The 25,819-nt window shown below is 65.7% G+C and carries 22 protein-coding genes and 1 tRNA gene; 17 read left to right on the top strand and 6 right to left on the bottom strand.

Annotation, left to right across the window (positions count from 1 at the left end):
* The first annotated feature begins 65 nt into the window (after positions 1–65).
* Complete coding sequence (locus OX460_RS09220) at positions 66–1,364, top strand: NCS2 family permease (RefSeq protein WP_092606241.1); 1,299 nt, start codon at positions 66–68, stop codon at positions 1,362–1,364.
* A 109-nt stretch (positions 1,365–1,473) separates the two neighbouring features.
* On the opposite strand, the gene OX460_RS09215 is transcribed toward OX460_RS09220, so the two are convergent.
* Entirely contained in the window at positions 1,474–2,181 is a 708-nt protein-coding gene (locus OX460_RS09215; protein WP_099667112.1) for a GntR family transcriptional regulator, read from the bottom strand.
* Between the two features lie 269 nt (positions 2,182–2,450).
* Between OX460_RS09215 and OX460_RS09210 the strand changes: the two genes are divergently transcribed.
* Positions 2,451–2,526 (top strand) — tRNA-Asn (locus OX460_RS09210).
* A 145-nt stretch (positions 2,527–2,671) separates the two neighbouring features.
* Here OX460_RS09210 and OX460_RS09205 read toward each other — a convergent pair.
* Positions 2,672–3,055: a hypothetical protein gene (locus OX460_RS09205; protein ID WP_251351372.1), complete on the bottom strand. Its 384-nt coding sequence runs from the start codon at positions 3,053–3,055 to the stop codon at positions 2,672–2,674.
* Positions 3,056–3,392: 337 nt separating this feature from the next.
* Here OX460_RS09205 and OX460_RS09200 point away from each other — a divergent pair, with 337 nt between their 5' ends.
* Entirely contained in the window at positions 3,393–4,184 is a 792-nt protein-coding gene (locus OX460_RS09200) for an alpha/beta hydrolase (protein WP_099667114.1), read from the top strand.
* Between the two features lie 5 nt (positions 4,185–4,189).
* Here OX460_RS09200 and OX460_RS09195 read toward each other — a convergent pair whose 3' ends face one another.
* The gene (locus OX460_RS09195; protein WP_289898489.1) at positions 4,190–4,885 is read right to left on the bottom strand and encodes a hypothetical protein; all 696 of its coding nucleotides are present in this window, start codon (positions 4,883–4,885) and stop codon (positions 4,190–4,192) included.
* 138 nt (positions 4,886–5,023) lie between these two features.
* Between OX460_RS09195 and OX460_RS09190 the strand changes: the two genes are divergently transcribed.
* The 4 genes from OX460_RS09190 to OX460_RS09175 all read left to right on the top strand — a co-directional run bounded on the left by OX460_RS09190 (position 5,024) and on the right by OX460_RS09175 (position 11,704).
* Positions 5,024–5,863: a M15 family metallopeptidase gene (locus OX460_RS09190; RefSeq protein WP_289898488.1), complete on the top strand. Its 840-nt coding sequence runs from the start codon at positions 5,024–5,026 to the stop codon at positions 5,861–5,863.
* Positions 5,864–6,080: 217 nt separating this feature from the next.
* Positions 6,081–9,932: a type VI secretion system membrane subunit TssM gene (gene tssM, locus OX460_RS09185; RefSeq protein ID WP_289898487.1), complete on the top strand. Its 3,852-nt coding sequence runs from the start codon at positions 6,081–6,083 to the stop codon at positions 9,930–9,932.
* The gene (gene tagF / locus OX460_RS09180; protein WP_289898486.1) at positions 9,929–10,909 is read left to right on the top strand and encodes a type VI secretion system-associated protein TagF; all 981 of its coding nucleotides are present in this window, start codon (positions 9,929–9,931) and stop codon (positions 10,907–10,909) included. Before tssM ends, tagF begins: the two co-directional genes overlap by 4 nt.
* Before the next feature lie 9 nt (positions 10,910–10,918).
* Positions 10,919–11,704, top strand: a complete 786-nt coding sequence (locus tag OX460_RS09175) for an OmpA family protein (RefSeq protein ID WP_289898485.1) — start codon at positions 10,919–10,921, stop codon at positions 11,702–11,704.
* Between the two features lie 141 nt (positions 11,705–11,845).
* On the opposite strand, the gene icmH is transcribed toward OX460_RS09175, so the two are convergent.
* The 3 genes from icmH to tssJ are packed head-to-tail and all read right to left on the bottom strand — an operon-like array spanning position 11,846 to position 14,642.
* Positions 11,846–12,628, bottom strand: coding sequence for a type IVB secretion system protein IcmH/DotU (icmH, locus tag OX460_RS09170; protein WP_289898484.1), 783 nt, complete (start codon positions 12,626–12,628; stop codon positions 11,846–11,848).
* Positions 12,625–13,995 (bottom strand): type VI secretion system baseplate subunit TssK, encoded by a 1,371-nt coding sequence (tssK, locus tag OX460_RS09165; protein ID WP_099667120.1) that lies wholly within the window; start codon positions 13,993–13,995, stop codon positions 12,625–12,627. Before tssK ends, icmH begins: the two co-directional genes overlap by 4 nt.
* A gap of 47 nt (positions 13,996–14,042) precedes the next feature.
* The gene (gene tssJ, locus OX460_RS09160; protein ID WP_289898483.1) at positions 14,043–14,642 is read right to left on the bottom strand and encodes a type VI secretion system lipoprotein TssJ; all 600 of its coding nucleotides are present in this window, start codon (positions 14,640–14,642) and stop codon (positions 14,043–14,045) included.
* A 278-nt stretch (positions 14,643–14,920) separates the two neighbouring features.
* Between tssJ and OX460_RS09155 the strand changes: the two genes are divergently transcribed.
* The 10 genes from OX460_RS09155 to OX460_RS09110 all read left to right on the top strand — a co-directional run bounded on the left by OX460_RS09155 (position 14,921) and on the right by OX460_RS09110 (position 25,751).
* Entirely contained in the window at positions 14,921–15,508 is a 588-nt protein-coding gene (locus tag OX460_RS09155) for a tetratricopeptide repeat protein (RefSeq protein ID WP_251351384.1), read from the top strand.
* Positions 15,509–15,546: 38 nt separating this feature from the next.
* Positions 15,547–16,056, top strand: a complete 510-nt coding sequence (gene tssB / locus OX460_RS09150) for a type VI secretion system contractile sheath small subunit (RefSeq protein ID WP_289898482.1) — start codon at positions 15,547–15,549, stop codon at positions 16,054–16,056.
* A 1-nt stretch (position 16,057) separates the two neighbouring features.
* Positions 16,058–17,557 carry a type VI secretion system contractile sheath large subunit gene (gene tssC / locus OX460_RS09145; protein WP_289898481.1) on the top strand — a complete coding sequence of 500 codons (1,500 nt, stop codon included), beginning with the start codon at positions 16,058–16,060 and terminating at the stop codon, positions 17,555–17,557.
* A gap of 30 nt (positions 17,558–17,587) precedes the next feature.
* Complete coding sequence (locus OX460_RS09140; RefSeq protein ID WP_034750126.1) at positions 17,588–18,079, top strand: type VI secretion system tube protein Hcp; 492 nt, start codon at positions 17,588–17,590, stop codon at positions 18,077–18,079.
* Between the two features lie 65 nt (positions 18,080–18,144).
* Positions 18,145–18,621 carry a type VI secretion system baseplate subunit TssE gene (gene tssE / locus OX460_RS09135; protein ID WP_099667124.1) on the top strand — a complete coding sequence of 159 codons (477 nt, stop codon included), beginning with the start codon at positions 18,145–18,147 and terminating at the stop codon, positions 18,619–18,621.
* Positions 18,618–21,260, top strand: a complete 2,643-nt coding sequence (gene tssH / locus OX460_RS09130; protein WP_099667125.1) for a type VI secretion system ATPase TssH — start codon at positions 18,618–18,620, stop codon at positions 21,258–21,260. The genes tssE and tssH overlap by 4 nt, the downstream gene beginning before the upstream one ends.
* Positions 21,261–21,289: 29 nt before the next feature.
* Complete coding sequence (tssA, locus tag OX460_RS09125; RefSeq protein ID WP_289898480.1) at positions 21,290–22,321, top strand: type VI secretion system protein TssA; 1,032 nt, start codon at positions 21,290–21,292, stop codon at positions 22,319–22,321.
* Between the two features lie 33 nt (positions 22,322–22,354).
* Positions 22,355–23,155: a transporter substrate-binding domain-containing protein gene (locus OX460_RS09120; RefSeq protein ID WP_289898479.1), complete on the top strand. Its 801-nt coding sequence runs from the start codon at positions 22,355–22,357 to the stop codon at positions 23,153–23,155.
* 34 nt (positions 23,156–23,189) lie between these two features.
* A complete protein-coding gene (locus OX460_RS09115) occupies positions 23,190–23,702 on the top strand; it encodes a lipocalin family protein (RefSeq protein ID WP_289898478.1) in 513 nt (170 codons plus the stop codon).
* Between the two features lie 264 nt (positions 23,703–23,966).
* Positions 23,967–25,751, top strand: a complete 1,785-nt coding sequence (locus tag OX460_RS09110) for a methyl-accepting chemotaxis protein (protein ID WP_289898477.1) — start codon at positions 23,967–23,969, stop codon at positions 25,749–25,751.
* Positions 25,752–25,819: the final 68 nt, after the last annotated feature.

Raw genomic sequence — 25,819 nt, 5'->3', positions numbered from 1 at the left:
CGTCATAAAAAGAGGCGCACTGGCCACACGCAGGCGCCCGGTTTTACCAAAACAAGGGGTTAATCATGCAGTTCCTGGAACGCTATTTCAAACTGAAGGACAACGGAACCAATGTGCGCACGGAGCTGCTGGCCGGCCTGACCACGTTCCTGACGATGGCCTACATCATCTTCGTCAACCCGTCCATCCTTGGCGACGCGGGCATGCCGAAAGACTCCGTTTTTGTTGCCACCTGCCTGGCGGCCGCCATCGGCACCCTGATCATGGGGCTGTACGCGAACTACCCGATCGCGCTGGCGCCGGGCATGGGCTTGAATGCATATTTCTCGTACACGGTGGTCAAGGGCATGGGCATGAGCTGGGAAGTGGCGCTGGGCGCCGTCTTCATTTCCGGCTGCCTGTTCATCCTGGTCAGCCTGTTCAAGGTGCGCGAGATGATCATCAACAGCATCCCGCCCGCGCTGCGCACGGCCATCACCGTCGGTATCGGCCTGTTCCTGGCGATTATTTCCCTGAAAAGCGCCGGCGTGGTGGTGTCGAACCCGGCCACCATCATCGCGCTGGGCGACTTGCACCAGGCGGCGCCCATCCTGGCCATCCTCGGCTTCTTCATCATCGTCGCGCTGGACCGCCTGAAAGTGCCGGGCGCCATCCTGATCGGCATCCTCACCATCACCGTTGCCAGCTTCTTCTTTGGCGGCAACCAGTTCAACGGCATCGTTTCGACGCCGCCCGCCATCGAGCCGACCTTGTTCAAGCTCGACATCATGGGCGCGTTGTCGATCGGCATCGTCAACGTGGTGCTGGTATTTTTCCTGGTGGAATTATTCGATGCGACGGGCACCCTGATGGGCGTGGCCAACCGTGCTGGCTTGTTAAAAGACGGCAAGATGGAACGCATGAACAAGGCCTTGCTGGCCGACAGCACGGCGATCGCGGCAGGCGCCTGCCTGGGTACGTCCAGCACCACGGCCTTCGTGGAAAGTGCTGCCGGCGTGCAAGCGGGCGGCCGCACGGGCTTGACGGCCGTGGCCGTTGCATTGTTGTTCCTGGGCAGCCTGTTCTTCGCCCCGCTGGCGCACACGGTGCCGCCGTACGCGACGGCGCCGGCGCTGCTGTACGTGGCGTGCCTGATGCTGCGCGAACTGACTTTCATCGACTGGGATGACAGCACGGAAAGCATTCCTGCCGCTATCACGGCCTTGATGATGCCATTTACGTATTCGGTGGCCAGCGGCGTCGCCTTCGGCTTCATCACCTATGCGGTATTGAAACTGTTGACGGGCAAGGGCAAGCAAGTGTCCGTGGTGGCTTACATCATCGCCGCCATCTTCCTGTTCAAGTTTATCTACCTGGGCGAATAGCGGGGAGGGCAGGGCCGGAGCCGCGCGTCCGGTACTGCTATCGAAAAAGCGGCAATCGCAAAAAGGCCGCCCGTGCATCCGCAGGGGCGGCCTTTTTTGATGACGGGGCCTACATCAGCAGCGCGGCCACCAGGTCTTTCCTGTCGTCGCTGGCGCTGCCGTCGAAGCGCAAGGCCGCTTCCACGTGCGACAGGTGCTCGACCATCAGGCGCGCCGCCAGGTCCGCGTCGCCGTTGCGCGCCGCCTCGAGAAAGCGGCCGTGTTCGTCGTACGAGCAGGCGGCGGCGTGGCCGGACTGGTACAGCATGGTGATGAGCGAGCTGCGGCCCACCAGTTCGCGCACGATGTCGCGCAGGACGGCGTTGCCGGCGATATCGGCCAGCAAGACGTGGAAGTCGCCCAGCAGCTGCGAACGCAGCGGCGTCGCTTGCGCCAGCGCCAGGCGTTCCGCCTTCAGGTGGCGCTCCAGCATCCGGTAGTCGGCAGGCTTGGCCCGCGCGACGAATTCGCGCGCCAGGGCCGCTTCGATGACGCGCCGCGCGGCAAAGATGTCGCGCGCCTCCGCCTCGGTCGGCTGGCTGACGAAGGCGCCCTTGTCGGGCACCATGCGGATCAATTTATCTTTTGAAAGAATGAGCAGGGCGGCGCGGATCTTGGTGCGGCTGACGCCATACAGCCGGCACAGCGCTTCTTCGCGCAGCCGGGTGCCGGGCGGCAATTGGCGCGCCACGATGGCGGCCGCCATATGCTCGGCAATTTCCGCCGAGCTGTCGCCGCTGCCGGGTTTGTCCACCAGGGTTGCGCTTGATTCTGTCATGTCGGGTGAGAGCAGTAAGCCAGGGGCAAGGTGAGCTTGCAAGCGCATGTCCGCGCGGCGGCGTGGTTGACGCCCCGTTGCCGGCATGCCGTTGTGCGCCTTCCATATCGGCAAGGCCTGGCTATTCTACTATCTTGCGTGACGCCGCGCAGACGGGCGCAGCCATCTGGCGAGGCTGGCTCGCCGGCGGCCTGTTTTGCTGCTCATGCAGCAACCATGTCGTAACGACTGGACATGGGAAATTTTGACGTATATAATTCGGCCTCCTTTCCCTGATAGCTCAGTTGGTAGAGCGACGGACTGTTAATCCGCAGGTCCCTGGTTCGAGTCCAGGTCGGGGAGCCAGAACAAGCAGCAGCAAAGGGCCACGTGGCAACACGTGGCCCTTTTGTCATGCGCGCACGGTTTTCCGTTCACGCTGTCCATGCCGTGTTAGCGGCGTGCGCGACGCCGGCCCGCTGATGGCAGGGGGCGCGCAGCGTTTCCCGGATCAGGGATCGACAAACACGTCGAAACGCACCTTGAGCGGGCTGCCCCACGAGATTTCCACCCAGGCCCGGAAGCCGCCATTGTATGGCGCAATGTTGTACACGGCCATGCGGGCGGCGCCAATGAAACGGTCCTGGGCAGTGGCGCCGTATTCGCTGATGTTGAGGAAGACGCGCGAATTGGCTTTCACGTTGGCATTGGCGAAGTTGACCGAAGGATGCACGCCATTGGCCGTCCACGTGTAGTAGGTGGTGAAGGCGGCGGGGCTCAGGTTCAAGTCCTGCGCGGCCGCGCCTTTGGCGCTTTGGCCTTCCTGTTCCATCGGCAGCTCGGTTTCTTCCAGTGCCAGGTTGCTGCCGGTGCGATGTTCTACTTTCATTTCCATGATGTACTCCTGATCGATAGTTTGGACGCCGCGCCTGTCGTCGTGCGGCAAGACGCCCTATCTGTTGCCGTGACGGCCAGTGTCACGTCCTGGCTGATAAGGTAGCCGCCTGCTCCATGCTGTGGGAGTAAGCTATTCTAGGCAAACGCGCGGGCAAAAAGGGGGCGGCGCCACCGGAAAAACGGCGCTCGCTTGTGCTGGCGCAAACACCTTGCAGGCAGGCGTCAAGATCTTTTCCCGCAGGCTATTTTTACGGGGCGCCACGCATGTCGCGCAGGACAATGGCACAATAGGCCCAGCCGACCTGCCGATGCGGAAACCGTTGCGAGCCTAGCCCATGCCGATACTGAACCTGAGTGCCGAAACCGATATCTATTACGAATTGATCGAAGGCGACCCCGCCAAGCCCTGCCTGGTATTCCTGCATGAGGGACTCGGTTGCTGTGCGATGTGGAAAGATTTTCCCGCGCAGCTATGCCAGGCGACGGGGTGCCGCGGCTTGCTGTACGACCGCCACGGCTATGGCCAGTCGTCGCCGCTGGCGGCGCGCCGGCAGCTCCATTATTTGCACGATTACGCACTGTGCGAGCTGCCGCAAGTGCTGGCGGCACTGCTGCCGGGACAGGATCATTTTCTCGTCGGCCATTCCGATGGCGGCAGCATCGCCCTGATCTATGCGGCGCAGCAGCCGCCCCGCTTGCGCGGCATCATCACCGAAGCGGCGCACGTGTTTGTCGAGGGCATCACGCTCGAGGGCATCCGCGTGGCGGACGCGGCGTTTGGCGCGGGCAAGCTGCGCGCGCTGGCGAAATACCATGGCGACAAGACGGAGACCATCTTCAAGGCCTGGTCGGACACTTGGCTCAGCTATGGTTTCCAGTTCTGGAATATCGAGTACCTGCTGCCTTCCGTCGAATGCCCGGCGCTGGTGGTGCAGGGCAGCGAGGACCAGTACGGCAGCGCGGCCCAGGTCGACACGATCGTGGCGCAGGCGCTCAACGCCGTGCCCGCCATGGTCGAGCAGTGCGGCCATACGCCGCACCAGGAGCAGCCGCAGGCATTGCTGGCGCTGATGGAAGGCTTTTTGCAAGGCCGCATGGACGCGGCCACGCATCCGAGACACACATGAGTTTCTCAATGACAGGCGGGATCGCTGTCCCAGCGGCCCGAGCAGATGCGCGAGCGGCACAGCATGCCTTCGATCAAGCCCAGCTGCTTGCAGCGCCGTAACAGTTCCGCCGTTTCCTGCTCCTGCTCCTGTTCCTGTTTCTGCCTGCGCAGCACCACGTCGCGCACGGGCGCTGCCGTGCCTTCTTGCCGGTGCGCATGGGCCACCATCGCCGTCAGCAAGGCGACGTCGCTGTCGCCGGGCGCGGCAGCCGGCCTCGCTCCCTGTGGCCGCGCGGCCACCTGGCGCACGGGCGGCGGCGTCTTGCGCTGCGCGCTCGCGGCCGCCGCCTCGGGCAAGGCCGGTGCCGCCGTATTGACGATGGTGGCTGCCTGCGCCGCCTGTGGCAGCACTGTTGGCGCCGGCACTGCGGGCGGCGCCATGGCCGTGGCTGGCGCTGCCGGCCGGGGCCGGGGGCGCGGCAAGACCTCCGTATCGTAGGCGAACACGGCCGTGATCAGCACCGCCAGGCACAGCGCGCCAACGGCCCCATGCCGCCAGCCGGGACGCCAGCGCAGGGCCGGCATGGCTGCGGGCGCGGCGACGCCGTGTTCGAGCTGCGACAGGATGCCCTTGCCTTCGATGCGCGCGCCAGCCGCGCCGGCCTTGCCCAGCAGGTCGGGACCGCGCGCCTGGCCATCCCCGGTTTTCAGTAAAGACAAAATATCACCTCCGCAGTGGATCAAATTCGACTGACCTTGATGTAAACCGCGCTCATGCGGGCCGCGGACGCCTACGATCTAGCGATACCGCCGGGAAATTGCTGTCCGGCCCAGACTACCCCTGTCACGGAGCGCCCCATGTTCGTCGCCCTGGTCCTGATGTATTTCTTGCTCGCCTGTTTTGCCTGCTGGCTGCTGCTGTTTCCCGGCGGCCGCGCCATCGTGCTGCACACGCTCGTCAACTTGGGCTGGCGCATGCAGCGGCGCGCGCAGCACTTGAAGGGCGGAGGCGGCGCGCAGTGGCAGCGCGTGCAACGCTACACGGGCTCGGGCGTGGCGCGCGCCTGGCAACTGCTGTGGCGGCACCGCTGGCTGAGCCTGGCGGGCAGCGTGCTGGTCATCGTGCCGCCGCTGCTGGCCTGGCTGTCCAGCGACCGCATCGCCCTGCGCGGCTATGCCGACCAGCAACACGTCATCAATGACCAGGTCAGCGACTTGCTGAAAGGCGAGCAGTTGGTGCCGCCGCCAGCCTTGCCGCCGTTGCTGTTTTCCACGGCGGAAGTGACGCAGCTGCGCCCGCTGCTGGGCGGCGCCAGCCGCAACTGGCAATTGCTCGACCACGATTACGCGCAGCGTTTGCTGCTGGTCTTCAAGATCATGAAGGACGTGCATGGTTACGACATGGTCTTGCTGGAAGGCTATCGCAGTCCCGCGCGCCAGGACCAACTGGCGGCGGCCGGCCCGAACGTGACGAACGCGAGGGCGTTTCAAAGCTATCACCAGTATGGCCTGGCGGCCGATTGCGCATTCATGCATGAAGGAAAGCTCATCATTTCTGAAAAAAATGCCTGGGCCATGCGCGGCTACCGTCTATATGGCGTGACGGCCGAATCGGTGGGTCTGCGCTGGGGCGGGCGCTGGACCATGATGGACTTCGGCCACACGGAATTGCCGCAACCGCGCGTGCTGGGCAAGTAAGCCGCGCCAGCCATTCTAGCGCCGGGCGGCGGTCGGATTTTCACAGCTGCAAGCTTGCTTGCGCAGCGTCAAGGGCACAGCGGCACCTGCCGGGCGCTGGCGCCTGGTACTTGTCATATGTCAACAAAGGCGCGCCGCATTGCTGTCAGCATGGGCCGACTCCGCCTCGCTGCGCGGCGGCGTTCCTCCTGCTTTGCGACCTCACCCTGGGCTCATCATGCTGCGACGAATCTGGCATTTCCTCACCGACAGCCGCAATCTGACCATCCTTGGCTTCGTGGCGCTGGCCGTGTTCCTGTACCTGGGCGCCGAAGTGCTGGAAGTGGCGCTGATCTGGGCGCTGGCCTTGCTGTTGCTGGCTTTTGTCATCTGGCTGGGCCTGTGGCTGTGGCGCCGGCGCCGCGCGCGTCGCGATGCGCAGGCGCTGGGCCAGGCCATCCTCAACGAGGCCGAGATCGCCGCCGCGCAGGCGGCCTCGGCGTCGACGGCCAGCAGCACGCAGCAGGGCGAACTGGGCGCCGTGCGCACGGGCATGCTGGCCGCCATCGAGACCATCAAGACGTCCAAGCTGGGTATCAAGTCGGGCGCCGCCGCCCTGTATGAATTGCCGTGGTACATGATCATCGGCAATCCGGCCGCCGGCAAGAGCAGCGCCATCCTGCATTCGGGACTGCAATTTCCCTTCGCCGACGGCAAGATCGTGCAAGGCGTGGGCGGCACGCGCAACTGCGACTGGTTTTTCACCACGGACGGCATCGTGCTCGACACGGCGGGACGCTACTCCGTCGTCGACGAGCACCGCGGCGAGTGGTTCGGCTTTCTCGACCTGCTGAAAAAATACCGGCGCAAGGCGCCCGTCAACGGCATCCTCATCGCCGTCAGCATCGCCGAACTGCGCGGCGACCCCGATGTCGGCATGCAACTGGCACGCAGCCTGCGCAAGCGCGTGCAGGACGTCATCGAACGCCTGGAAGTGTTCGCGCCCCTGTACATCGTGTTTACCAAGGCGGACTTGATCGCCGGCTTCGCGGAGTTTTTCGCGGATGCCGAACGCAGCGAGCGCGAACGCGTCTGGGGCGCCACCATGCCCTACCAGCGCAAGCTGCCGACGGCCGACCTGCTGGCGTTTTTCGACCAGGGTTTCGATGAATTGCACGACGGCTTGACGGAGCTGAGCCTGGCCAACATGGCGCACCGGCAACGCAAGACGATGGCGCCCGGCGTCTTCACCTTTCCGCTCGAATTCGCCGCCATCAAGCCGGCCCTGCGCGCCTTCATCGCCACCCTGTTCGAGGAAAACCCGTTCCAGTTCCAGCCCGTGTTCCGCGGCTTTTACTTTACCAGCGCGCTGCAGGAGGGCGAGCCCGTCAGTGCTTCCTCGCAGCAGGTGGCGCGCCGCTTCGACCTGGCTTTCGCGCCGGCCCCGGCCACGGTGCCATCGGGTGCGCGCCAGCATGGCTATTTCCTGCTGGAGCTGTTCCGCAAGGTCATTTTTGCCGACAAGCACCTGGTGGCCAACTATGCCAACCGCGCCAGGCTGCGCTTCAAATATGCCGTGTTCTTTGCCGCCACCGTGTCGCTGGGCGCCTGCCTGGGCGGCTGGAGCTGGTCCTACCTGGGCAACCGGCAACTGGTGGCCAACGTCGAGGCCGATCTGAACAAAGTGGTGAAGCTGCAGGAGCGGCGCCTGGACTTGCAGTCGCGCCTGGAAGCGCTGGAGATCTTGCAGGACCGCATCGAGCAGCTGGAAGCGTACCGCACGCAACGGCCCTGGTCCTTGCGCCTGGGCCTGTATCAGGGGGATTTGCTCGAACGCAAGCTGCGCGAAGAGTACTTTTCCGGCGCGCGCCAGGTCATGCTCACCCCCGTGGCGGGCGCGCTGGAAGCCCTGCTGTTTGAAATGAACGCCAGCGCCGACCAGTTGCAGCCCACGGCGCGCACGCCGCAGACGCCGGCCGCCGCTTCCGTCACGCCTTCCGCCGCGGCGCGCAGCGTGCAGTACCAGGCGGCCAGCGCGACGAACGTGGAAGATGCCTACAATGCGCTGAAAACCTATCTGATGCTGGCCGATAAATCGCATGCGGAAAGCAGTCACCTGAACGACCAGCTGACGCGCTTCTGGCGCGGCTGGCTGGAGGGGAACCGGGGCGCCATGCCGCGCGAACAGATGATACGCAGCGCGGAACGGCTGCTGACGTTTTACCTGGCGCAGATCGGCGACCCGTCCTGGCCGCGCATCGAGCAAAAGCTGGCGCTGGTCGACCAGGCGCGCGAAAACCTGCGCCGCGTGGTGCGCGGCATGCCGGCGCGCGAGCGCGTGTATGCGGACGTCAAGGCGCGTGCCTCGACGCGCTTTCCCGGCATGACGGTGGCGCGCATCGTCGGTGAACAGGATCAGGCGCTGCTGGCGGGCAGCTACGCCGTCTCCGGCGCCTTTACGCGCCAGGCGTGGGAAAAGTTCGTCGAAGGCGCGTTTCGCGACGCCGCCAACCGCGAGCTGCAAAGCGCCGACTGGGTGCTGAAAAGCGCTTCCACCGACGACCTGACCCTGGAAGGCAGTCCGGAACAGATCGAGAAAAACCTGGTGGCCATGTACAAGGCCGACTATGCGCGCGAGTGGCAAAAATTCGTGCAGGGCGTCGCCGTCGCCGACCTGAAAGGCTTTGACGGCGCCGTGCAGGCGATGAACCGCCTGGGCGACCCGCAGTCGTCGCCGGTCGCCAGACTGCTGACGACGATTTACGAGGAAACCTCGTGGGACAACCCGGCGCTGCAGAATGCCCAGTTGCGCAAGGCCGAGCGGGGCCTCGTCGCCTGGTTCAAGGAAACTGTGCTGCGCCGCGCGCCGTCGCAGCTGACGTCCAGTCCCGGTCTCAATGCGCAGCTCGACCCGGCCCGCCTGGACAAGCCCATGGGCCCCGTGGGCCGCGAATTTGCCGGCGTGGGCAAGCTGGTGGCGGCCAGGGACAACAATGCGTCCCTGATGCGCGCCTACCTGGAAGCGCTGTCGAAACTGCGCAGCCGCTTGAACCAGCTGAAGAACCAGGGCGATCCCGGGCCGGGCGCGCGCCAGTTCATGCAGCAAACCCTGGAAGGCAGCGGTTCCGAACTGGCCGACGCCCTCAAACTGGTCGACGAGCAGCTGCTCACGGGGATGAGCGACGCGCAAAAGCAGGCGATCCGTCCCATCCTCGTGCGCCCGCTGATGCAGACATTTTCCGTCATCGTCGCGCCGGCCGAACTCGATATCAACAAGACCTGGGCGGCGCAAGTGTATGAACCGTTCCAGAGGTCGCTGGCGAACAAATATCCGTTCGCGCCCACGGCGCGCATCGAGGCGAGCAACCTGGAGATCGGCCAGTTCTTCGGCCCGGAAGGCCTGGTGGCGAAATTCGTCACCACCTCCATGGGACCGCTGGTGGTGCGGCGCGGCGACGTGCTGGCGCCGCGCACCTGGGCCGACATGGGCATCAGCCTGTCGCCGCAGGTGGTGGCGCGCTTTCCCGGCTGGATCGCGCCGCTGGGCGCCGGCGGCGTGGCGGCCACGTCGACGGCGGCGCAAACCGTCTTCCAGATCCAGCCATCGCCCGCGCCGGGCACGCTGGAATACACGGTGGAGATCGACGGCCAGCAGCTACGCTACCGCAACACCCCGGCGCAGTGGACGAACATGGTGCATCCGGGCCCGCAGGGCGCGGCGGGCGGGCAGGGGGCGCGCATCACGGCCGTCACCTTCGACGGGCGCACGGTGGAATTGTTCAACGAGCCGGGCCAGTTCGGCTTGAAGCGCATGATCGATGCGGCGGCCAAGAAGCGCAAGGATGGCGGCGTGTTCGAACTGCGCTGGGCGCGCGGCGAGGTGGCCGTGGCGGTGGACCTGAAAATCACCAGCAGCGCCGAGACGGCGGGCGCCGGCGCGGGCGGGACTGCGGCGCTGCAGGAGCAGGGCTTTCGCGGCATGCAGCTGCCCGAGACCATCGTCGGCACGCCGGGCGCTTCCGCCGCGCCCGCGCCGGCGATGGCCGCCGTTGCCGCCGTTGCTGCAGTGGCAGCGGGAGTGGAGCCATGATGCGCGGGCAACAGCAGGTGCGTCTCGGCTATTTTGGCAAGATCCCCGCGCGCGGCGATTTCATCAAGGCTTGCGACAATCACGCGCTGGTGCAGCTGCTCGACGACTGGCTGGCGCAGGTGATGAATGCCCTGACGGTGGAGCCGCGCTGGAAGCTCAATTACGACGCCTTGCCGCCGCTGCGCTTTGCCTTCGTCGGCACGCGCAGCCGGCGCGCCATCGCCGGGCGCCTGGAAGCGAGCAGCGACCAGTCGCTGCGGCGCTTTCCCTTCATGGCCATGGGCGCGCTGGAAGTCGATGACGCGGAAGCCTTTGTCGCCTGCAGCCCGCTGGTGCTGGCGCCCTTGTGGCAGCGGGTGGAGCAGCTGTCGCAAGGCATCGTGGCCAGCACCGAACCGTTGCCGGCCCTGCTGGCGCTGGCCGGCAACGTGGTCGACATCGAACCGGCCGCGCCACGCCACGCGGCGCGCCTGGCCGCCTTTTTGCAGGCGCAGACGCTGCATGGCCTGCAGGCCATGCTGGCTTCGCCCGCGTTTCCCGTGACGGTGCGCGAATTGCTGCTGGGCCTGGGTCTGCTGCTGCGGCCCGTGCGCCAGAGCGGCTTGCCGCGCCTGGAGAAAAGCCTGGTGCTGCCGCTGCCGCAGGACGCGCAGCTGCGCGAACTGGTGGCCAGCTTCTGGCTGCATCTGATCGCGCCCTTCCTGCGCCAGGCCGATTTCGAACTGGCGCTGTTCTTTTCCCACCTCGACGAGGCGCCCGTGCTGGTGATCGGCTTTTGCGGCGCCGACCCGCACGGCTTGCGCGCGCTGATCGATCCGCAGGCCGGCTGCGAACGGCTGATCGTCTTCGACCAGCTCGACTGGGTCGAGGAGCAGCTGGGACACGATGCGGCGCTGCGCCGGTTTTCCGCCTGCCTGCAGCAGGAGCAGCTGTCGCTGCGCTCGGCCTGCGCCATGTTTGCCGATACCTTTGCCTGAAGGATTGCGATGAAATCTCCCGTCATTTTCCTGCTGCCGCTGCTGCTCGCCGCCCCCCCTTGCCACGCCCAGGCGCAGGCGCCCCAGACGCCGATGCCGGGGCAGATCCTCGTCACGGGCACCCTGGCCGACGAGGCGGGCAAGGCGGCCGTGCTGGCCCGCCTGCGCGAACTGTATGGCGCCGAGCGCGTGGTCGACCAGATCGCCATCGGCAACGTGGCCGTGCCGGCCAACTGGAACGGCTACGTGCAAAAGCTGATCGCGCCGAACCTGAAGCTCATTTCACGGGGGCAGATCAGCATCGACGGCAACAACGTCAGCGTGCGCGGCGAGGTGGCGAACGAGGCGCAGCGCCAGCAGATCGCCAGCGACATCGCCACCAGCCTCAATCCCACGTATGTCGTCAACAATGGCTTGCGGGTCAAGGCGGCCGAGGCCGAGCAAGGCTTGCTCGATGCGGCGCTGGACAAGCGCATCATCGAATTCGACAGCGGCAAGGCGTCCATCACGCCGGCCGGCCTGGCCATCCTCGACGAGATGGCGGCCGCCATGCTCAGGCTGCGGGGCCGCAAGGTGGAGGTGATCGGCCACACGGACGACACGGGCCTGCGCACCAGCAATGTGGCCCTGAGCCAGGCGCGCGCCGAAGCCGTGCGCGCCTACCTGGCCGGCAAGGGCGTCGTCGCCGATTCGGTGCTGGTGTCGGGCCAGGGGCCGGACCGTCCCGTGGCCAGCAACGCCACGGCCGATGGCCGGGCGAGAAACCGGCGCATCGAGTTCCGTATTGCGCAATAGATTGGCTTGACACCTCACAGAACCGTAGCGAGCGGATGAGAGTTGTGGCCGAGAAGCGCAGGTGTGCGAATGCACGGGGACGCCGAGTCATTGAGCATCGCAGGCCGCAAATCTCGACGCGCAGTAGGTTCTGTGAGGTGTTCAGGGCAGGGTGATTGTCAGGTGCGCGGGGCGCGGCGCCAGCTTGACCAGGTCCGCATACGCGGCCAGGGTCGTTTGCGTGCCGCGCGTCAGATGCGTTTTCAGGCCCAGGTAGGCGCAGATGGCCAGCAGGGCGAAAAAGCTCGACAGCGCCCACAGCGGCACGTCGCTGCCGCGTTTGTTGACCACCTGGTCGGGGCGTTCCGCGCGCGGCGCGAAGCCGCGGCTCTTGCCCTTGATGTGGGCGATTTCATCGCCCAGGCGCGCCGTCAGGTAGCTGAGTTTTTCGCCTCCGTCGATCGCATACTTGCCCTGGAATCCCAGCAACAGGCACATATGGAAGACCTGCAGCGCCTGCACGCGCATGGCGCCCTTGCCGCGCAGGGCGTCGAGGCGGTCGAAAAAATGTTCGCCGGCCAGCTGGTCGCCGAAGATCAGCAGCTGCAGCGGGCGCCGCTCCCACTGCTTGCGCAGGGTGAAGGGCGACGCCAGGATGATTTCATCGACTGCCGCGCAGAACGCATATTTGGCCGCCTCGATATCGTCGCCATCGGCGCGGATCTTTTTCGCCTCGCGTTCGAAGTCGTCGAGGAAGGCCGTGATGCGCTCCATGAAGCCTTGCTCGTCGCCGGGCGCCGAACCGTGCTTCAGCATGAACAGCATGTAAAAGCCTTCATGCATCAGGTCCAGCAGGGCGCTGCCGGCATGGCGGGCGCCGGCAGGGGCGGGGCCGCGTGGTCCCAGCAGGGAAGGCGCCGCGCGCCGTTCGATGAGCTGGCTCATGCCGTCACCGCGATCAGTTCCAGCTGCAGGTCGCGTATGCCGGCCGGCACGTACACGGAAATCGACTGCGCCTTGAGCATCTGTTCGTACAGCGCGCCGCGGTTTTCAATCGCAAAATAATAGGTGTCGGGCCGCACGGGAATGGCCGCCGGCACCTGCGGCGCATGCGACAATTTGAGGCCGGGCATGGCCGTGAGCACGCATTTTTCCACGTCATCCGGCGCGCCCACTTTCACGCGCAGCGGCACCACGTCGACCAGTTCGATGGCGGGCATGGCGGCGCGGATTGCCAGGTACAAGGTGGTGTGCTGGTCGATCTTGCCCGAATCGAGCTTGCCCAGGTAGTACGACGGCTGTTCTTCCAGCAGGGCGATGGAAAAATACTTCGACGAGATGACGGTGTCGAGCAGTTCGCGGATGATGCCGTCGATGGCGTCGAAGCAGGCGCCCGGCTGCGCGTGGTCGTAGGCGGGCAGGCTGGCCAGCGTGTAATGCTTGGAGTAGCTGAGCAGGCCGCCCGCCAGGCCCAGCAGCGCCTCGTACAGGCGCTCCGGATGCAGGGCCGGATGGCGCACGTAATGCATCAGCGCGGCGGCGGCCGTGCTGACCGTGTGCAGCAGCCAGAACGAGGACACGTCGCCGGAGCGGAACTCGATCACGTTGCGGCTCGGTTCCCGGTGGTGGCCGTGCAGCGCGCTCACTTTCGCCTGCAAGGCGTCGAGCAGGTGTTCCAGCACGCCCCGCAGGCGCGGCGCGCCGGCGATCGCCAGGCTGGGCGCCATGAACGAGGGCACGGGCTCGAAGCCGCCCGACACCGTGCGCCGCAGGGCGATCAGCGGCAGGCAGTCGTAGGAGCCGCGCGCCTCGCTGTCGGGAATCAGGCGCACGCTCTTCTTCAGGTAAGCCACGTCGGCCACGGCGGACTCCGTGAACAGGTCGGGCGTGGCGCGCAGCGCGTGCGCAAAGCGCGTGGCCGCCGGCGTGCCCGCCGTTGACGCCTGCGCCGTGTAATTCATGCCTTCGCCGTTGAGGATGGGCAGCGCCGCGTAATACGTCACTTCCTGCACCGCCGGCGGCAGCGCTTCCAGGTCCACCGGCGGCGGCAGGGTATCGCTGCCCGTTGCGCCGTCGCCCAGCGCCTCGAACACTTCGCCGTCGCGGAAGATCGCCGACAGGGCTTGCAGGCGCAGGGTGCCCGTCTTCAGCGCCGCCAGGTCCCACTCCATGTGCGCCACGCCCCACAGGTAGGGATGCAGCGCGCTAGCCGTGTGATGCAGGCGCGCTTCGTGATATTGATCCTGGCGCTGGAAATGCTGCGGCCGCAGGAACAGGCCCTCTCCCCACAAGATTTTCGCTGCCATGCCCATTGCGTTTCTCCTTGAATGTGTGGCGTGCCGCTGCCGCCGTTACTGCGTTAGCGGCAGCGCAGGGTGGACAGCGGCGCCGTGCCGCCGTCCATGCCGGCCACGCTGAGCGCGCAGGCGTGCAGGCCGACGGTGATGCCGCCGCGTTCCGCGTCGGCGGCGGCAAAGGTGGCGCGCCAGCGCTGCGCCGCAGGCGCGCGGAACAGGGCCACGACGCCGATGAAATACGCTTCCTTGCTGACTTTTTCCTGCACCTCGTAGCGCTGGCCCGGCACCAGCAGCACTTCCTTCACTTCCATCAGGTCGGCGCCCAGCGCCGTCTTTTCGCGCTGCGTGTCGAGGAAGCTGTCGTACGGCGCCTGCTCGAAGGCGGCGCTCTGGCGCAGCTTGTAGATGCGCGCCACCAGCGCCAGCGGCCGGCCGTCGGCATCCGTGTTGAGGCGCTGCGCCGCATGCAGGCGGATGCTGACGTTGCGCGGCGGCTTTTGCGCGTCGGGCAGTTCGGGCGGCGGCTTGGCCGCGCCGGCCATTTGCAGCGCCGCGTTGGCCAGGGTGCCGATGGCGCCGCCCGCACAGCCGGCCAGCGGCAACGCCAGCAGCAGTAGCGCTACGGTGCGGGCCAGGCGGCGGAGCGGGGCGTCAAATGGCATGGCTGCTCTTTGCAAAGTGAAGAATGGAAATAAATGTGCTGCAGTCATTTAAACGCATGCAGGGGCGACCCGCTTGCGCTGGCGCAAAATCGGTCAGCGATCAAGACAATTACTGCGCCAGATCAGGTTTCATGTCGCTGTACGCGGCTGTGATGTGGAACTTCTTCTTTGCTGATTAATCTCAATCTGGCAAAAAAATTGGCGATCAATAATGGCCTCCACCAAGGCGCCGCCCATCTTTCCCAGCGGTAGCGTCCTCCACGTGAAGGAATGCCCCGATGAAGCCAGCCACCGTGTTGCCCCGTATTGCCTGCCTCGCCAGCGCCCTGCTGCTGGCCGCCTGCGCCTCGCCGGACCAGCCGGCGCCCAAGAAACCTGCCGCGCCGACCCTGGCGCAAGTGATGAGCGACGCCGATGCGGCGGCGCGCGCCGGCCAGTACGAACGGGCCATGACCTTGCTCAAGGGCGGCGGCAGCAGCTACCCGGCCGACAAGGCGCCGTGGCTGCAAATGGCGCAAATGAAGTTCGACCGCGGCCAGTACGGCGACGCCATCGGCCACGCGCTCGAAGCGCTGGAGCGCGACCCGGACGACAAGGTCGCCAACAGCATCGTCGCCGTCAGCGGCTTGCGCCTGTCCGGCAAGGCGCTGGCCGACCTGTCGCGGCAAAACAATCTGAACGGCTCGTTGCGCTCGGAAGCGCAGGACCTGGCCAAGCTGCTGCGCGCGAGCATCGGCGAAGACGTGCTGGTGCCGCCGGCCAAGCGTCCGCCGGCGGCCGGCAAGCGCGCCGCCGGTTCCGGCACGCCGGCGGCGAAGGGCGCGGCGCAAGGCAGTGCGGCCGACCCGTTCAGCGGCCTGAAATAAGCCGGCATCCCCACCATCCCCTGAGTAAAGGAAGCGACATGCCCAAGTCCGACAGCGTGCAAAAACGCCTGAAGCAGATACGCGCGCCGCGCGTGCAAATGACCTACGACGTCGAAATCGGCGACGCGATTGAAAACAAGGAGCTGCCCTTCGTGGTCGGCGTGCTGGGCGACTTTGGCGGCAATCCGGACAGCGAAAAAAAACGCCTGAAGGACCGCAAGTTCGTCGCCATCGACCGCGACAACTTCGACGAAGTGCTGGCCGGCGTGGAACCGGTGGCCCGTTTCGCCGTGCCGAACCGCCTCGGCGAGGCGGGCGGCACGTTTGCCGTCGACCTGCACTTCCGCTCGATGGACGACTTCCGCCCAGAATCGGTGGTGCGCCAGGTCGACCCCTTGCGCAAGCTGCTCGAGGCGCGCACCAAGCTGGCCGACTTGCGCAACAAGCTGGCCGGCAACGACAAGCTGGAAGACTTGCTGACGGAAGTGCTGAACAACACGGACAGCCTGGCCACCCTGAAACCGCAGTTCCCAGCGCAGGAGGATTGAGATGAGCGCCCAGGCAGAAGCCACAGAATCCCTCGCTGTATCCGCACCCGATGCGCCGGCCGCCACCGACTTGCTGGACCAGATCGTCGAGCAAAGCCGCGTCGCCAAGTCCGGCGCCGAACATGCGCGCGCGCGCGACCTGATCTCGGAACTGGTGGCGCAGGTGCTCGACGGCACGGTGCTGATGTCCAGCAGCCTGTCGGCCACGCTGGATGCGCGCGTGGCGGAAATCGACCGCCTGATCTCCGCCCAGCTCAGCGAAATCATGCACGCGGCGCCGTTCCAGCAGCTCGAACAAAGCTGGACGGGGCTGCGCTACCTGGTCGGCAATTCCGATACGGGAACGCGCCTGCAGATCCGCATGTTCAACGCCACCAAGCGCGAACTGGTGAAGGATTTCCAGGCCGCGCTGGAGTTCGACCAGAGCAGCATGTTCAAGAAGGTGTATGAAGAGGAATTCGGCACCTTCGGCGGCGCGCCGTTCGCCGCGCTGCTGGGCGACTTCGCCATCTCGCGCCAGCCGGAAGACATGTATTTCGTCGAACAGATGTCGCACATCGCCGCCGCCGCGCATGCACCGTTCATCGCTTCGGCCGCGCCGGAACTGTTTGGCCTGGAAAGCTACGGCGACCTGGGCAAGCCGCGCGACCTGGCCAAGGTGTTCGACACCATCGAGTACGCGAAATGGAAAGCCTTCCGCGAATCCGAGGATGCGCGCTATGTCGGCCTGACCTTGCCCCGCTTCCTGGGCCGGTTGCCGTTCAATCCCGTCGACGGCACCACGGTGGAAGGTTTCAATTTTGTCGAGGAAGTCGACGGCAGCGACCACCACAAATACCTGTGGTGTAACGCCGCGTATGCGTTCGGCTGCAAGCTGACGCGCGCCTTTGCCGACTACGGCTGGTGCGCCGCCATCCGCGGCGTGGAGGGCGGCGGCCTGGTGGACGACCTGCCGACCCACACCTTCAAGACGGACGAGGGCGACGTGGCCCTGAAATGCCCGGCCGAAGTGGCGATCACCGACCGCCGCGAAAAGGAATTGAGCGACCTGGGTTTCATCTCGCTGGTGCACTGCAAGAACACGGCGTACGCGGCGTTCTTCGGCGCGCAGTCGGCGCAGAAAAGCCGCAAGTACAACAGCGACGCGGCCAATGCGAACGCGGTGCTGTCGTCGCAGCTGCAGTACATCTTTGCCGTCTCGCGCATCGCCCATTACATGAAGGCCATGATGCGCGACAAGATCGGCAGCTTTGCCGCCGCCTCCAACGTGGAGGATTTTTTGAACCGCTGGCTGATGCAGTACGTGCTGCTCGACGATAACGCCAGCCAGGAACAGAAGGCGCAGTTCCCCCTGCGCGAAGCGTCCGTGCAGGTGCATGAAGTGCCGGGCCGGCCCGGCGTGTACCGCGCCGTGTCGTTCCTGCGGCCGCACTTCCAGCTTGATGAATTATCCGTTTCGCTCCGACTGGTCGCGGAGTTGCCGAAGTCGACCAATTCCTGATCCACCCTCTTTCAACCACAGGAGCACACCATGGCAATCGATGTATATCTGCAGATAGACGGCATCAAGGGCGAGTCGACCGATGACAAGCACAAGGACTGGATCGAGTGCAAATCGGTCAGCTGGAGCGTCGAGCAGCCGAAGTCCGCCACCGCGTCGACGGGCGGCGGCCACACGGCCGAACGCTGCGAGCACAAGGACATCGTCATCTCCAAGCTGGCCGACCTGGCCTCGCCGGTGCTGCTGCAGACCTGCTCGGCCGGCAAGACCATCCCCAAGGCGCGCTTCGAATTCATGCGCGCCGACGGCCAGGGCGAGCGCGTCAAGTACTTTGAAATCGAAATCGAGAATGTGCTGATCGGCGCCGTCACGCCGAACGTGGAAGAGGGCGACATCCTCGGTGAACACGTCGGCTTCAAGTTCTCGAAAGTGAAGTGGAAATACACGCAGCAAAAAGTGACGGGTGGCGCCGGCGGCAATACCTCGGGCGGCTGGGACCTGGCCGCGAACCGCGTGGCCTGATCCATCCTCGCGCGGCGCGCGGCGGCCACCTGCGCCCGCGCCGCGCCGACTTTTCAGGAGAGCGCATGGACAGTTATGTACCTGGCCTGTTCGACCGCCTGATGGGCGACGGCGGCGCGGCGGCGGGCGGCGTGGCGCCGCGCCTGTCGCTGGAACAATTGAAGGATGCGGTGGCGCGCGACCTGGAAGAGCTGCTCAATACGCGCGTGGCCCTGCCGCCCGGCGCGCTCGACGCCTATCCGGAATGCGCGGCCTCCATCGTCAACTATGGCCTGATCGATTTCGCCGGCATGTGTTTGTCCAGCAGCGACGACCGCGCCCGCATCTGCGCCGCGCTGAAGGCCGCCATCGAACGCCACGAGCCGCGCCTGCGCAATGTGCGCGCCCGTCTGGAACGGGAAGCGGGCGCCATCAACCGGGTCGGCTTCGTCATCAGCGGCACCCTGGCCGTGAGGTCCGGTGGCGAGACGGTCAATTTCGACGCCGTGCTGCAGCCGTCGTCGCTGCGCTATTCGATCAACCGCAAGGGAGCCGCCGCATGAGCAATAACTTGAAAACCCTGATCGCCAAGCTGAATGACACGGCGCGCACGGCCGCCACCCGCGCCGCCGCCATCTGCGTGGGACTGGGCCAGTATGAAGTCGATATCGAACACCTGTTCCTGGCGCTGCTGGAGCAGGAGCGCAGCGATTTCGTCACCATCGCGCGGCGCAGCGAAATCAGCCTGACGGCGCTGGAAGCGGACCTGCGCCGCGAGATCGGCGGCTTCCGCACGGGCAGCGCACGCACGCCCGTGTTTTCGCCCCACTTGCCGCTGCTGTTCGAACACGCCTGGCTGATCGCCTCGCTGGACACGGCGCAGCCGGGTCCCATCCGCAGCCGCCATCTGCTGTTGGCGCTGCTGACGGAGCCGGAACTGTCTCAGCTCGCCTACCGCGGCTCGAAGCTGTTCGCCCGCTTCAGCGTGGAGCAATTGAAGCACCATCCGGACAAGCTGACGGCCGGCTCAGGCGAGGAGGAAAGCGCGGCGGTGCCGCGGCTTTCCGACACCGGCGACGATCCTGTTGTTAGTCTGGCCAGCAAAACCCCGGCGCTGGACCAGTTCACCACCGACCTGACGCAGCTGGCGCGCGACGGCAAGCTCGATCCCGTGATCGGCCGCGAGGCGGAGATACGTCAGGCCGTCGACATCCTGCTGCGCCGGCGCCAGAACAATCCTATTTTGACGGGCGAGGCGGGCGTGGGCAAGACGGCCGTGGTGGAGGGCCTGGCCCTGCGTATCGCCGCCGGCGACGTGCCCGAGGTGCTGCAGGGCGCGCGCATCCACGCGCTCGACATGGGCTTGCTGCAGGCCGGCGCCAGCGTGAAGGGAGAATTCGAAAGCCGTTTAAAAAATGTCATCGACGAGGTGACGAAAAGCCCGCACCCCGTCATCCTCTTCATCGACGAGGCGCATACGATGATCGGCGCAGGCGGCCAGGCGGGGCAGAACGATGCGGCCAATCTGCTCAAGCCGGCGCTGGCGCGCGGCGCCCTGCGCACCATCGCCGCCACCACCTGGAGCGAGTACAAGAAGTATTTTGAAAAGGATGCGGCGCTGGCGCGGCGCTTCCAGGTGGTGAAGGTGGAAGAGCCCAGCGAAGACATCGCCTGCGCCATGCTGCGCGCCATGGCGCCGCTGATGGAGCGCCATTTCGGCATCCGCGTGCGCGACGCGGCCATCGTCGAGGCGGTCCGCCTGTCGCACCGCTACATCAGCGGGCGCCAGCTGCCCGACAAGGCCATCGGCGTGCTCGATACGGCGTGCGCCAAGGTGGCGCTGGGCCAGCGCGCCACGCCGGCGCAGCTGGAAAACGCGCACCGGCGCCAGGAGCGCGTCGGCGCGGAAATCGCCGCCCTGGCCCGCGAGGCGGCCGATGGCGAAGTGCCCGGCAAAGCCGGCGCCGCGCGCCTGGCGCAGCTGCGGCGCGAGCATGACGACGGGCAGGCGGCGGTTGCGGCGCTGGCGCAGCGTTGGGAGCGCGAAAAGGCGCTGGTGGCGCAGATCGGCGAGCTGCGCGCGCAGCTGCGCGGCGAGCGGCCGGGCGAGATCGGCGCGGCGCGCCTGCTGGCGCTGAAGGACGAGCTGGCGGCCCTGCAGGGCGACGCGCCGCTGTCGCCGCTGGAAGTCGATGCGCAGGTGGTGGCCGGCATCGTCGCCGGCTGGACCGGCATCCCGCTGGGGAAAATGCTCAAGGACGACATCCGCACGGTGCTGACCCTGGACGGCGCGCTGCGCGAACGGGTGCTGGGACAGGACCACGTCATCGAGGCCGTGGCGCAGCGCGTACGCACGGCGCGCGCCAGCCTGGACGACCCGGACAAGCCGCAAGCCGTGTTCCTGTTCACGGGGCCGTCCGGCACGGGCAAGACGGAAACGGCGCTGGCGCTGGCCGACTTGCTGTATGGCGGCGAGCGCAAGCTCATCAGCATTAACATGAGCGAGTACCAGGAAGCGCACAGCGTGGCCGGCCTGAAAGGCTCGCCGCCCGGCTATGTCGGCTATGGCGAAGGCGGCGTGCTGACGGAAGCCGTGCGGCGCCAGCCCTACAGCGTGGTGCTGCTCGACGAGGCGGAAAAGGCCCATCCCGACGTGCTGGAATTGTTCTTCCAGGTGTTCGACAAGGGCGTGCTCGATGATGCGGAAGGGCGCGAAGTCGATTTTCGCAACACCATCATCATCGCCACCTCGAACCTGGGTTCGGGCGCGATGATGGCCGCTTGCCTGAACCGGGCGTCACAGGACTTGCCCACGCCGGCCGCGCTGGAAGAACTGGTGCGACCGCAGCTGGTGGCGCACTTCAAGCCGGCCTTGCTGGGGCGCCTGAAGGTGCTGCCCTTCTATCCCCTGAATGACGCGGTGCTGGCCGAGATCATCGCCCTGAAGCTGGCGCGCATCGGCGCGCGTATCGCGCGCAACCACCAGGCGCAGTTCAGCCATGACGCGGGCCTGGTCGACGCCGTGCTGGCGCGCTGCACCGAGGTCGATTCGGGCGCGCGCAATGTCGACCAGATACTCAATGGCAGCCTGCTGCCGGCGATCGCCGAAGCGGTGCTGGCGCGCATGGCCGCGGGCGAGCCGGTCGCGTCGATACGCGTCAGCGCGAACAAGCAGGGGCAGTTCAAATACACCATCAAGTAACGTCGTCAAATAACCCCGCGGAGAGCGCCATGTTCAATCTGGAGCAGTTGCTGCACCCCGTCAGCGCCGTCAGCCCCTGCGGCGACGACCTCACCTTCAGCCAGGAGCTCGACGCCATCGCGCGCGCGCGCCAGCACGACGACCCGAGCCTGGACCAGGGCGAGTGGGTGACGGCGCTGAAGGAAGCCGACTGGCCCTTCGTGGCGACGCGCTGCGAACAGCTGATCGCGGCGCGCAGCAAGGATTTGCGCATGGCCGTGTGGCTGGCCGAGGCGCACGCGAAGACGCGCCACTTCCGTGGCCTGGGCGATGGCTACGCGCTGCTGGCCGGCCTGTGCGAACGTTACTGGGATGGCCTGTACCCGCCGGCGGAAGAGGGCGACCAGGAACAGCGCATCGGCAATGTCTTCTGGCTGCTGTCGCGCACACCGCAGCTGCTGCGCGAGATCCCGCTGACCGAGGGCGCCGACGGCCTGTATGCACTGCAGGATTTCGATGCGGCGCGCCAGCGCGCGGCCGCCGGCGTAGCGCAGGGCGCGGCCGATCAGGGCTGGGGCGACGCGCGCCACGACGAAGGGGCAACCCTGGCGCAGATGGAGGCGGCGCGGCAAAGGAACACGCGCGCCTTTTCCGACGGCTTGCTGGCCGATGCGCAGTACTGCATGCAGTCGCTGCTGGCGTTCGAGCGCAGCGTCGATGCGCGTTTCGGCGCCGACGGTCCGAGTTTCCGCGCCGCGCGCGAAGCGCTGGAAAACGCCATTCATTTCATCGCGCCGCTGTCGCCAGGTGCGGATTTTATCGGCGCGCCGGCCGCCGCCGGCCAGGCCGCTGGCGAGGGCGGCGGCGCCATCGTGCAGCGCCAGCAGGCGCTGGCCCAGCTGCGCCAGGTGGCCGATTTCTTCCGCCGCACGGAGCCGCACAGCCCTGTCGCCTACCTGGCCGAGAAGGCCGCCAGCTGGGGCGAGCTGCCGCTGCACCTGTGGCTGCGCGCCGTCGTGAAGGATGCGAATACCCTGGCGCAGCTCGACGACATGCTGGGCACGACCAGTGCAAACGGGTGATGGCGCTGGACCCTTCCATGCTACTCTTCGGGCATGTCCAGAATGCTCATCTTGCCTGCCGCGCTATGCCTGTTCATCGCCGCCGGCGCGCGGGCCGGCACTGCGGTGCCGCTGGTGATTTACGGCGACGACGACTATCCGCCGTACTCCTACGTTGAAAACGGCCAGCTGAAAGGTATTTATACGGAGATCGTGCGCGAAGCGGCGCAATCGATGCCGCAGTATGCGGTGCAGCTGCGTCCCGTGCCCTGGAAACGGGGCTTGCTGATGCTGCAGACGGGCGAGGCGTTTGCCCTGTATCCGCCGTATTCCTGGCGCAGCGAGCGGCCGTATGTGCGCTATTCCGTGCCGCTGCTGATGGAGCAGCTGGTGGTGCTGTGCAACCAGGACGTGCTGGCCAGGCGCAAGCTGCGGCAATGGCCCGCCGATTACGGCGGCCTGCACATCGGCGTGAACGCGGGTTTCCTGCCGGGCGACGCGGGGTTGATGGCGTCCTTGCGCGCTGAAAAAATCGTGCTCGATCCCGCCAAGGGCACGCGCACGAATTTGCTCAAGCTGATGCGCGGACGCATCGATTGCTATGTCAGCGACCGCCTGTCGGCGCAGTGGGAATTGCAGCGCATCCGGCGCGAAGGGCCGCCGGGCACGCCGATGCAGGCAATCGAGGAAACGGTGCAGCTGGCCAGCCAGCAAGGCCACCTGGGTTTTACGGCGCAACGGCCTGCCGCCTATCCTTATCGCGATGACTTTATCGCACAATTCAATGCGGCCATCGTGCGCATGCAAAATAGCGGCGCGATCCGCCGCATCGTCGACCGCGCATTGCCACCCTGACGCTGCCACCCTGATTCACCCGATGGAGAAGACCATGAAAAAATTGCTGTTTCTGAGTGTGCTCGTGCTGGCCGGCTGCGTGGGCCGCCCCGACAATATTGTGCCTGTCAGTCACTTCGACACGACCCGCTATCTGGGAAAATGGTATGAGATCGCGCGCCTCGACCATTCGTTCGAGCGGGGCCTGAGCCAGGTGACGGCCGATTACAGCCTGCGCCAGGATGGCGGCCTGAAAGTGCTCAACCGCGGCTACAAGGATGCGGATGCGAAGTGGAAGGAAGCGGAAGGCAAGGCGTATTTCGTGGACAAGAAAGACGTGGGCTACCTGAAAGTGTCGTTTTTCGGCCCCTTCTATGGTTCCTACATCGTCTTCGACCTCGACCAGCAAAATTACAGCTATTCCATGATCAGCGGCCCCGACAAGTCGTACTTCTGGCTGTTGTCGCGCACGCCCACCATGGACCCTGCCCTGCAGCAGCGCCTGATCGAGAAAGCCGGCAGCCTGGGTTTTGACACGTCAAAATTGATCTATGTGAAGCAAAACTGACCTTGCTTGCCTGCCGCCCGTTCGTGGCGGCAAAGCGCCTTCTGGTTGTTGCTTTTCTGCATGTTATTTCTTGCAATACCACTCTGATTCACTCACAATCTGCTCCAAAGTAGTGCGCTGCGGCGTGCTGCCATTCCGGTGGCGACGTTCGCGTTGCGCCACCGCTCGTGATTGCCGCACGGCAGATGCCTGCTATATTGGTACGTAGCAGTAGGTCGGTTTCGTGGCGTCTGTGCATCGTTTTCTTCAGATAGGAATCACGCAATGAAAAACCTCAAAATCGGCGTACGTCTCGGTGGCGGTTTTGCCGCCGTCCTGTTCCTGTTGACCAGCCTGACCGTGGTGGGCATCGTGCAGATGCAAAGCGCCAGCAAGGAAACCGATGCGCTCGTCAACGTCAAGGTGCGCAATGAGCGCCTGATCGCCGAGTGGACCAAGGTCATCGAGGTCAACGCGGCGCGCACGGCGGCCGCCTGGAAAGTCAGCGATCCCGAACACCAGAAGCAGTTTGAACAGGAAATGGCGGTCTCGTCTGCACGCGCCACGGAAATCCAGAACGATATCGGCAAGAGCGAGCTGAACACGGACGAGCAGGCGCTGTACCAGGAAGTATTGAGCACGCGCAAGGCCTACACGGAAGTGCGCAAGAATGTGTTCAAGGCCAAGAATGCGGGCGACCTGGAACTGGGCAAGCGCCTGTACGAAGGCGACATGGCCGTCAAGCGCGACATCTACCTGGCGTCGCTGAAGAAGCTGGAATTGCTGGAAGCCAAATTGCTCGATGAAACGGCCGCGCAAATCCGTTCGCGCTACGAAAATGGCCGCATGCTGCTGATCTCGCTGGGCGTGGTGGCCATCTTGCTGGGCATCGCCTGCGCCTACTGGATCACGCGCTCGATCACGCGTCCCATCACGCGTGCCGTCGAGGTGGCGGAAGCCGTTTCCGCTGGCGACCTGACCAGCCATATCGTCGTGGAAAGCCGCGATGAGACGGGGCAATTGATGCATGCGCTGAAAAACATGAACGATAAACTGGTGAGTATCGTGGGCCAGGTGCGCGCCGGTACCGAATCGATCAGCACGGCGTCGAGCGAAATTGCCGCCGGTAACCTGGACTTGTCGTCACGCACGGAAGAGCAGGCCAGTTCGCTGGAAGAGACGGCGTCGTCCATGGAAGAGCTGACCTCCACCGTGAAACTCAATGCGGACAATGCGCGCAGCGCCAACCAGCTGGCCATCGACGCCTCGCAGATCGCCAGCAAGGGCGGCGTGGTGGTGTCGGAAGTGGTCAGCACCATGGGCTCGATCAACGATTCCTCGCGCAAGATTGTCGACATCATCAGCGTCATCGACGCCATCGCCTTCCAGACGAATATCCTGGCCCTGAACGCGGCCGTGGAAGCGGCCAGGGCCGGTGAACAGGGCCGCGGCTTTGCCGTCGTGGCCTCCGAAGTGCGCAACCTAGCGCAGCGTTCCAGCGCGGCAGCCAAGGAAATCAAGGGCTTGATCGACGATTCCGTGCAAAAGGTCGAGGCCGGTTCGCAACTGGTGGACAAGGCGGGCCGCACCATGGACGAGATCGTGCAAAGCATCAGCCACGTGACGCAGATCATGAACCAGATCACCGACGCCAGCGATGAACAGCGCGCAGGCATCGAACAAGTCAACCAGGCCATCGGCCAGATGGACCAGGTGACGCAGCAAAACGCGGCCCTGGTGGAAGAAGCGGCCGCGGCGGCCGAATCCATGCAGGAACAGGCGGCCAGGCTGGCCGAGGTCGTGGGCGTGTTCAAGCTCGATGCCACGCAGCAATATGCTGCCGCCCGTAGCAGCCCGTCCGTGACGGCGCCTGCGCCAGTAGCGGCTGCCACGCGAGCCGCTACGCAACCCGCCACGCAGCCCGCCATGCGACGCGCGCCAGCATCCCGCGCGCCAGCACCCGCCGTGACCGCGACCTCGCCGGACAAGGCGGCGCAAGCGGACGCGGTGCGCGCACGCACGCCGAAGACGCCGGTGGCCTCCGGCGCCGACGAATGGGAAGAGTTTTAAGCACGGATTCTTAAACGCAGATTCCCCCTTGGCATGGCGCGGGCGCTACAATCGCGGCTTGAAGACAG

Source organism: Janthinobacterium sp. SUN033 (assembly GCF_030397595.1).
Taxonomy (GTDB): Bacteria; Pseudomonadota; Gammaproteobacteria; order Burkholderiales; family Burkholderiaceae_D; genus Janthinobacterium; species Janthinobacterium kumbetense.
Note: the sequence above shows the minus strand (reverse complement) of the source record. Positions and strands in the feature narration are given on the sequence as shown.

What these genes read in the sequence shown, in the direction of transcription:
- tssJ (WP_289898483.1), bottom strand. Translation starts at nt 14,642, where the DNA reads ATGCCATTTGACGCCCCGCTCCGCCGCCTGGCCCGCACCGTAGCGCTA.
- OX460_RS09215 (WP_099667112.1), bottom strand. Translation starts at nt 2,181, where the DNA reads ATGACAGAATCAAGCGCAACCCTGGTGGACAAACCCGGCAGCGGCGAC.
- tssM (WP_289898487.1), top strand. Translation starts at nt 6,081, where the DNA reads ATGCTGCGACGAATCTGGCATTTCCTCACCGACAGCCGCAATCTGACC.
- OX460_RS09115 (WP_289898478.1), top strand. Translation starts at nt 23,190, where the DNA reads ATGAAAAAATTGCTGTTTCTGAGTGTGCTCGTGCTGGCCGGCTGCGTG.
- tssH (WP_099667125.1), top strand. Translation starts at nt 18,618, where the DNA reads ATGAGCAATAACTTGAAAACCCTGATCGCCAAGCTGAATGACACGGCG.
- tagF (WP_289898486.1), top strand. Translation starts at nt 9,929, where the DNA reads ATGATGCGCGGGCAACAGCAGGTGCGTCTCGGCTATTTTGGCAAGATC.
- icmH (WP_289898484.1), bottom strand. Translation starts at nt 12,628, where the DNA reads ATGAGCCAGCTCATCGAACGGCGCGCGGCGCCTTCCCTGCTGGGACCA.
- OX460_RS09110 (WP_289898477.1), top strand. Translation starts at nt 23,967, where the DNA reads ATGAAAAACCTCAAAATCGGCGTACGTCTCGGTGGCGGTTTTGCCGCC.
- tssB (WP_289898482.1), top strand. Translation starts at nt 15,547, where the DNA reads ATGCCCAAGTCCGACAGCGTGCAAAAACGCCTGAAGCAGATACGCGCG.
- OX460_RS09175 (WP_289898485.1), top strand. Translation starts at nt 10,919, where the DNA reads ATGAAATCTCCCGTCATTTTCCTGCTGCCGCTGCTGCTCGCCGCCCCC.
- tssC (WP_289898481.1), top strand. Translation starts at nt 16,058, where the DNA reads ATGAGCGCCCAGGCAGAAGCCACAGAATCCCTCGCTGTATCCGCACCC.
- OX460_RS09120 (WP_289898479.1), top strand. Translation starts at nt 22,355, where the DNA reads ATGTCCAGAATGCTCATCTTGCCTGCCGCGCTATGCCTGTTCATCGCC.
- tssA (WP_289898480.1), top strand. Translation starts at nt 21,290, where the DNA reads ATGTTCAATCTGGAGCAGTTGCTGCACCCCGTCAGCGCCGTCAGCCCC.
- OX460_RS09205 (WP_251351372.1), bottom strand. Translation starts at nt 3,055, where the DNA reads ATGGAAATGAAAGTAGAACATCGCACCGGCAGCAACCTGGCACTGGAA.
- tssE (WP_099667124.1), top strand. Translation starts at nt 18,145, where the DNA reads ATGGACAGTTATGTACCTGGCCTGTTCGACCGCCTGATGGGCGACGGC.
- OX460_RS09140 (WP_034750126.1), top strand. Translation starts at nt 17,588, where the DNA reads ATGGCAATCGATGTATATCTGCAGATAGACGGCATCAAGGGCGAGTCG.
- OX460_RS09220 (WP_092606241.1), top strand. Translation starts at nt 66, where the DNA reads ATGCAGTTCCTGGAACGCTATTTCAAACTGAAGGACAACGGAACCAAT.
- OX460_RS09190 (WP_289898488.1), top strand. Translation starts at nt 5,024, where the DNA reads ATGTTCGTCGCCCTGGTCCTGATGTATTTCTTGCTCGCCTGTTTTGCC.
- tssK (WP_099667120.1), bottom strand. Translation starts at nt 13,995, where the DNA reads ATGGGCATGGCAGCGAAAATCTTGTGGGGAGAGGGCCTGTTCCTGCGG.
- OX460_RS09200 (WP_099667114.1), top strand. Translation starts at nt 3,393, where the DNA reads ATGCCGATACTGAACCTGAGTGCCGAAACCGATATCTATTACGAATTG.
- OX460_RS09155 (WP_251351384.1), top strand. Translation starts at nt 14,921, where the DNA reads ATGAAGCCAGCCACCGTGTTGCCCCGTATTGCCTGCCTCGCCAGCGCC.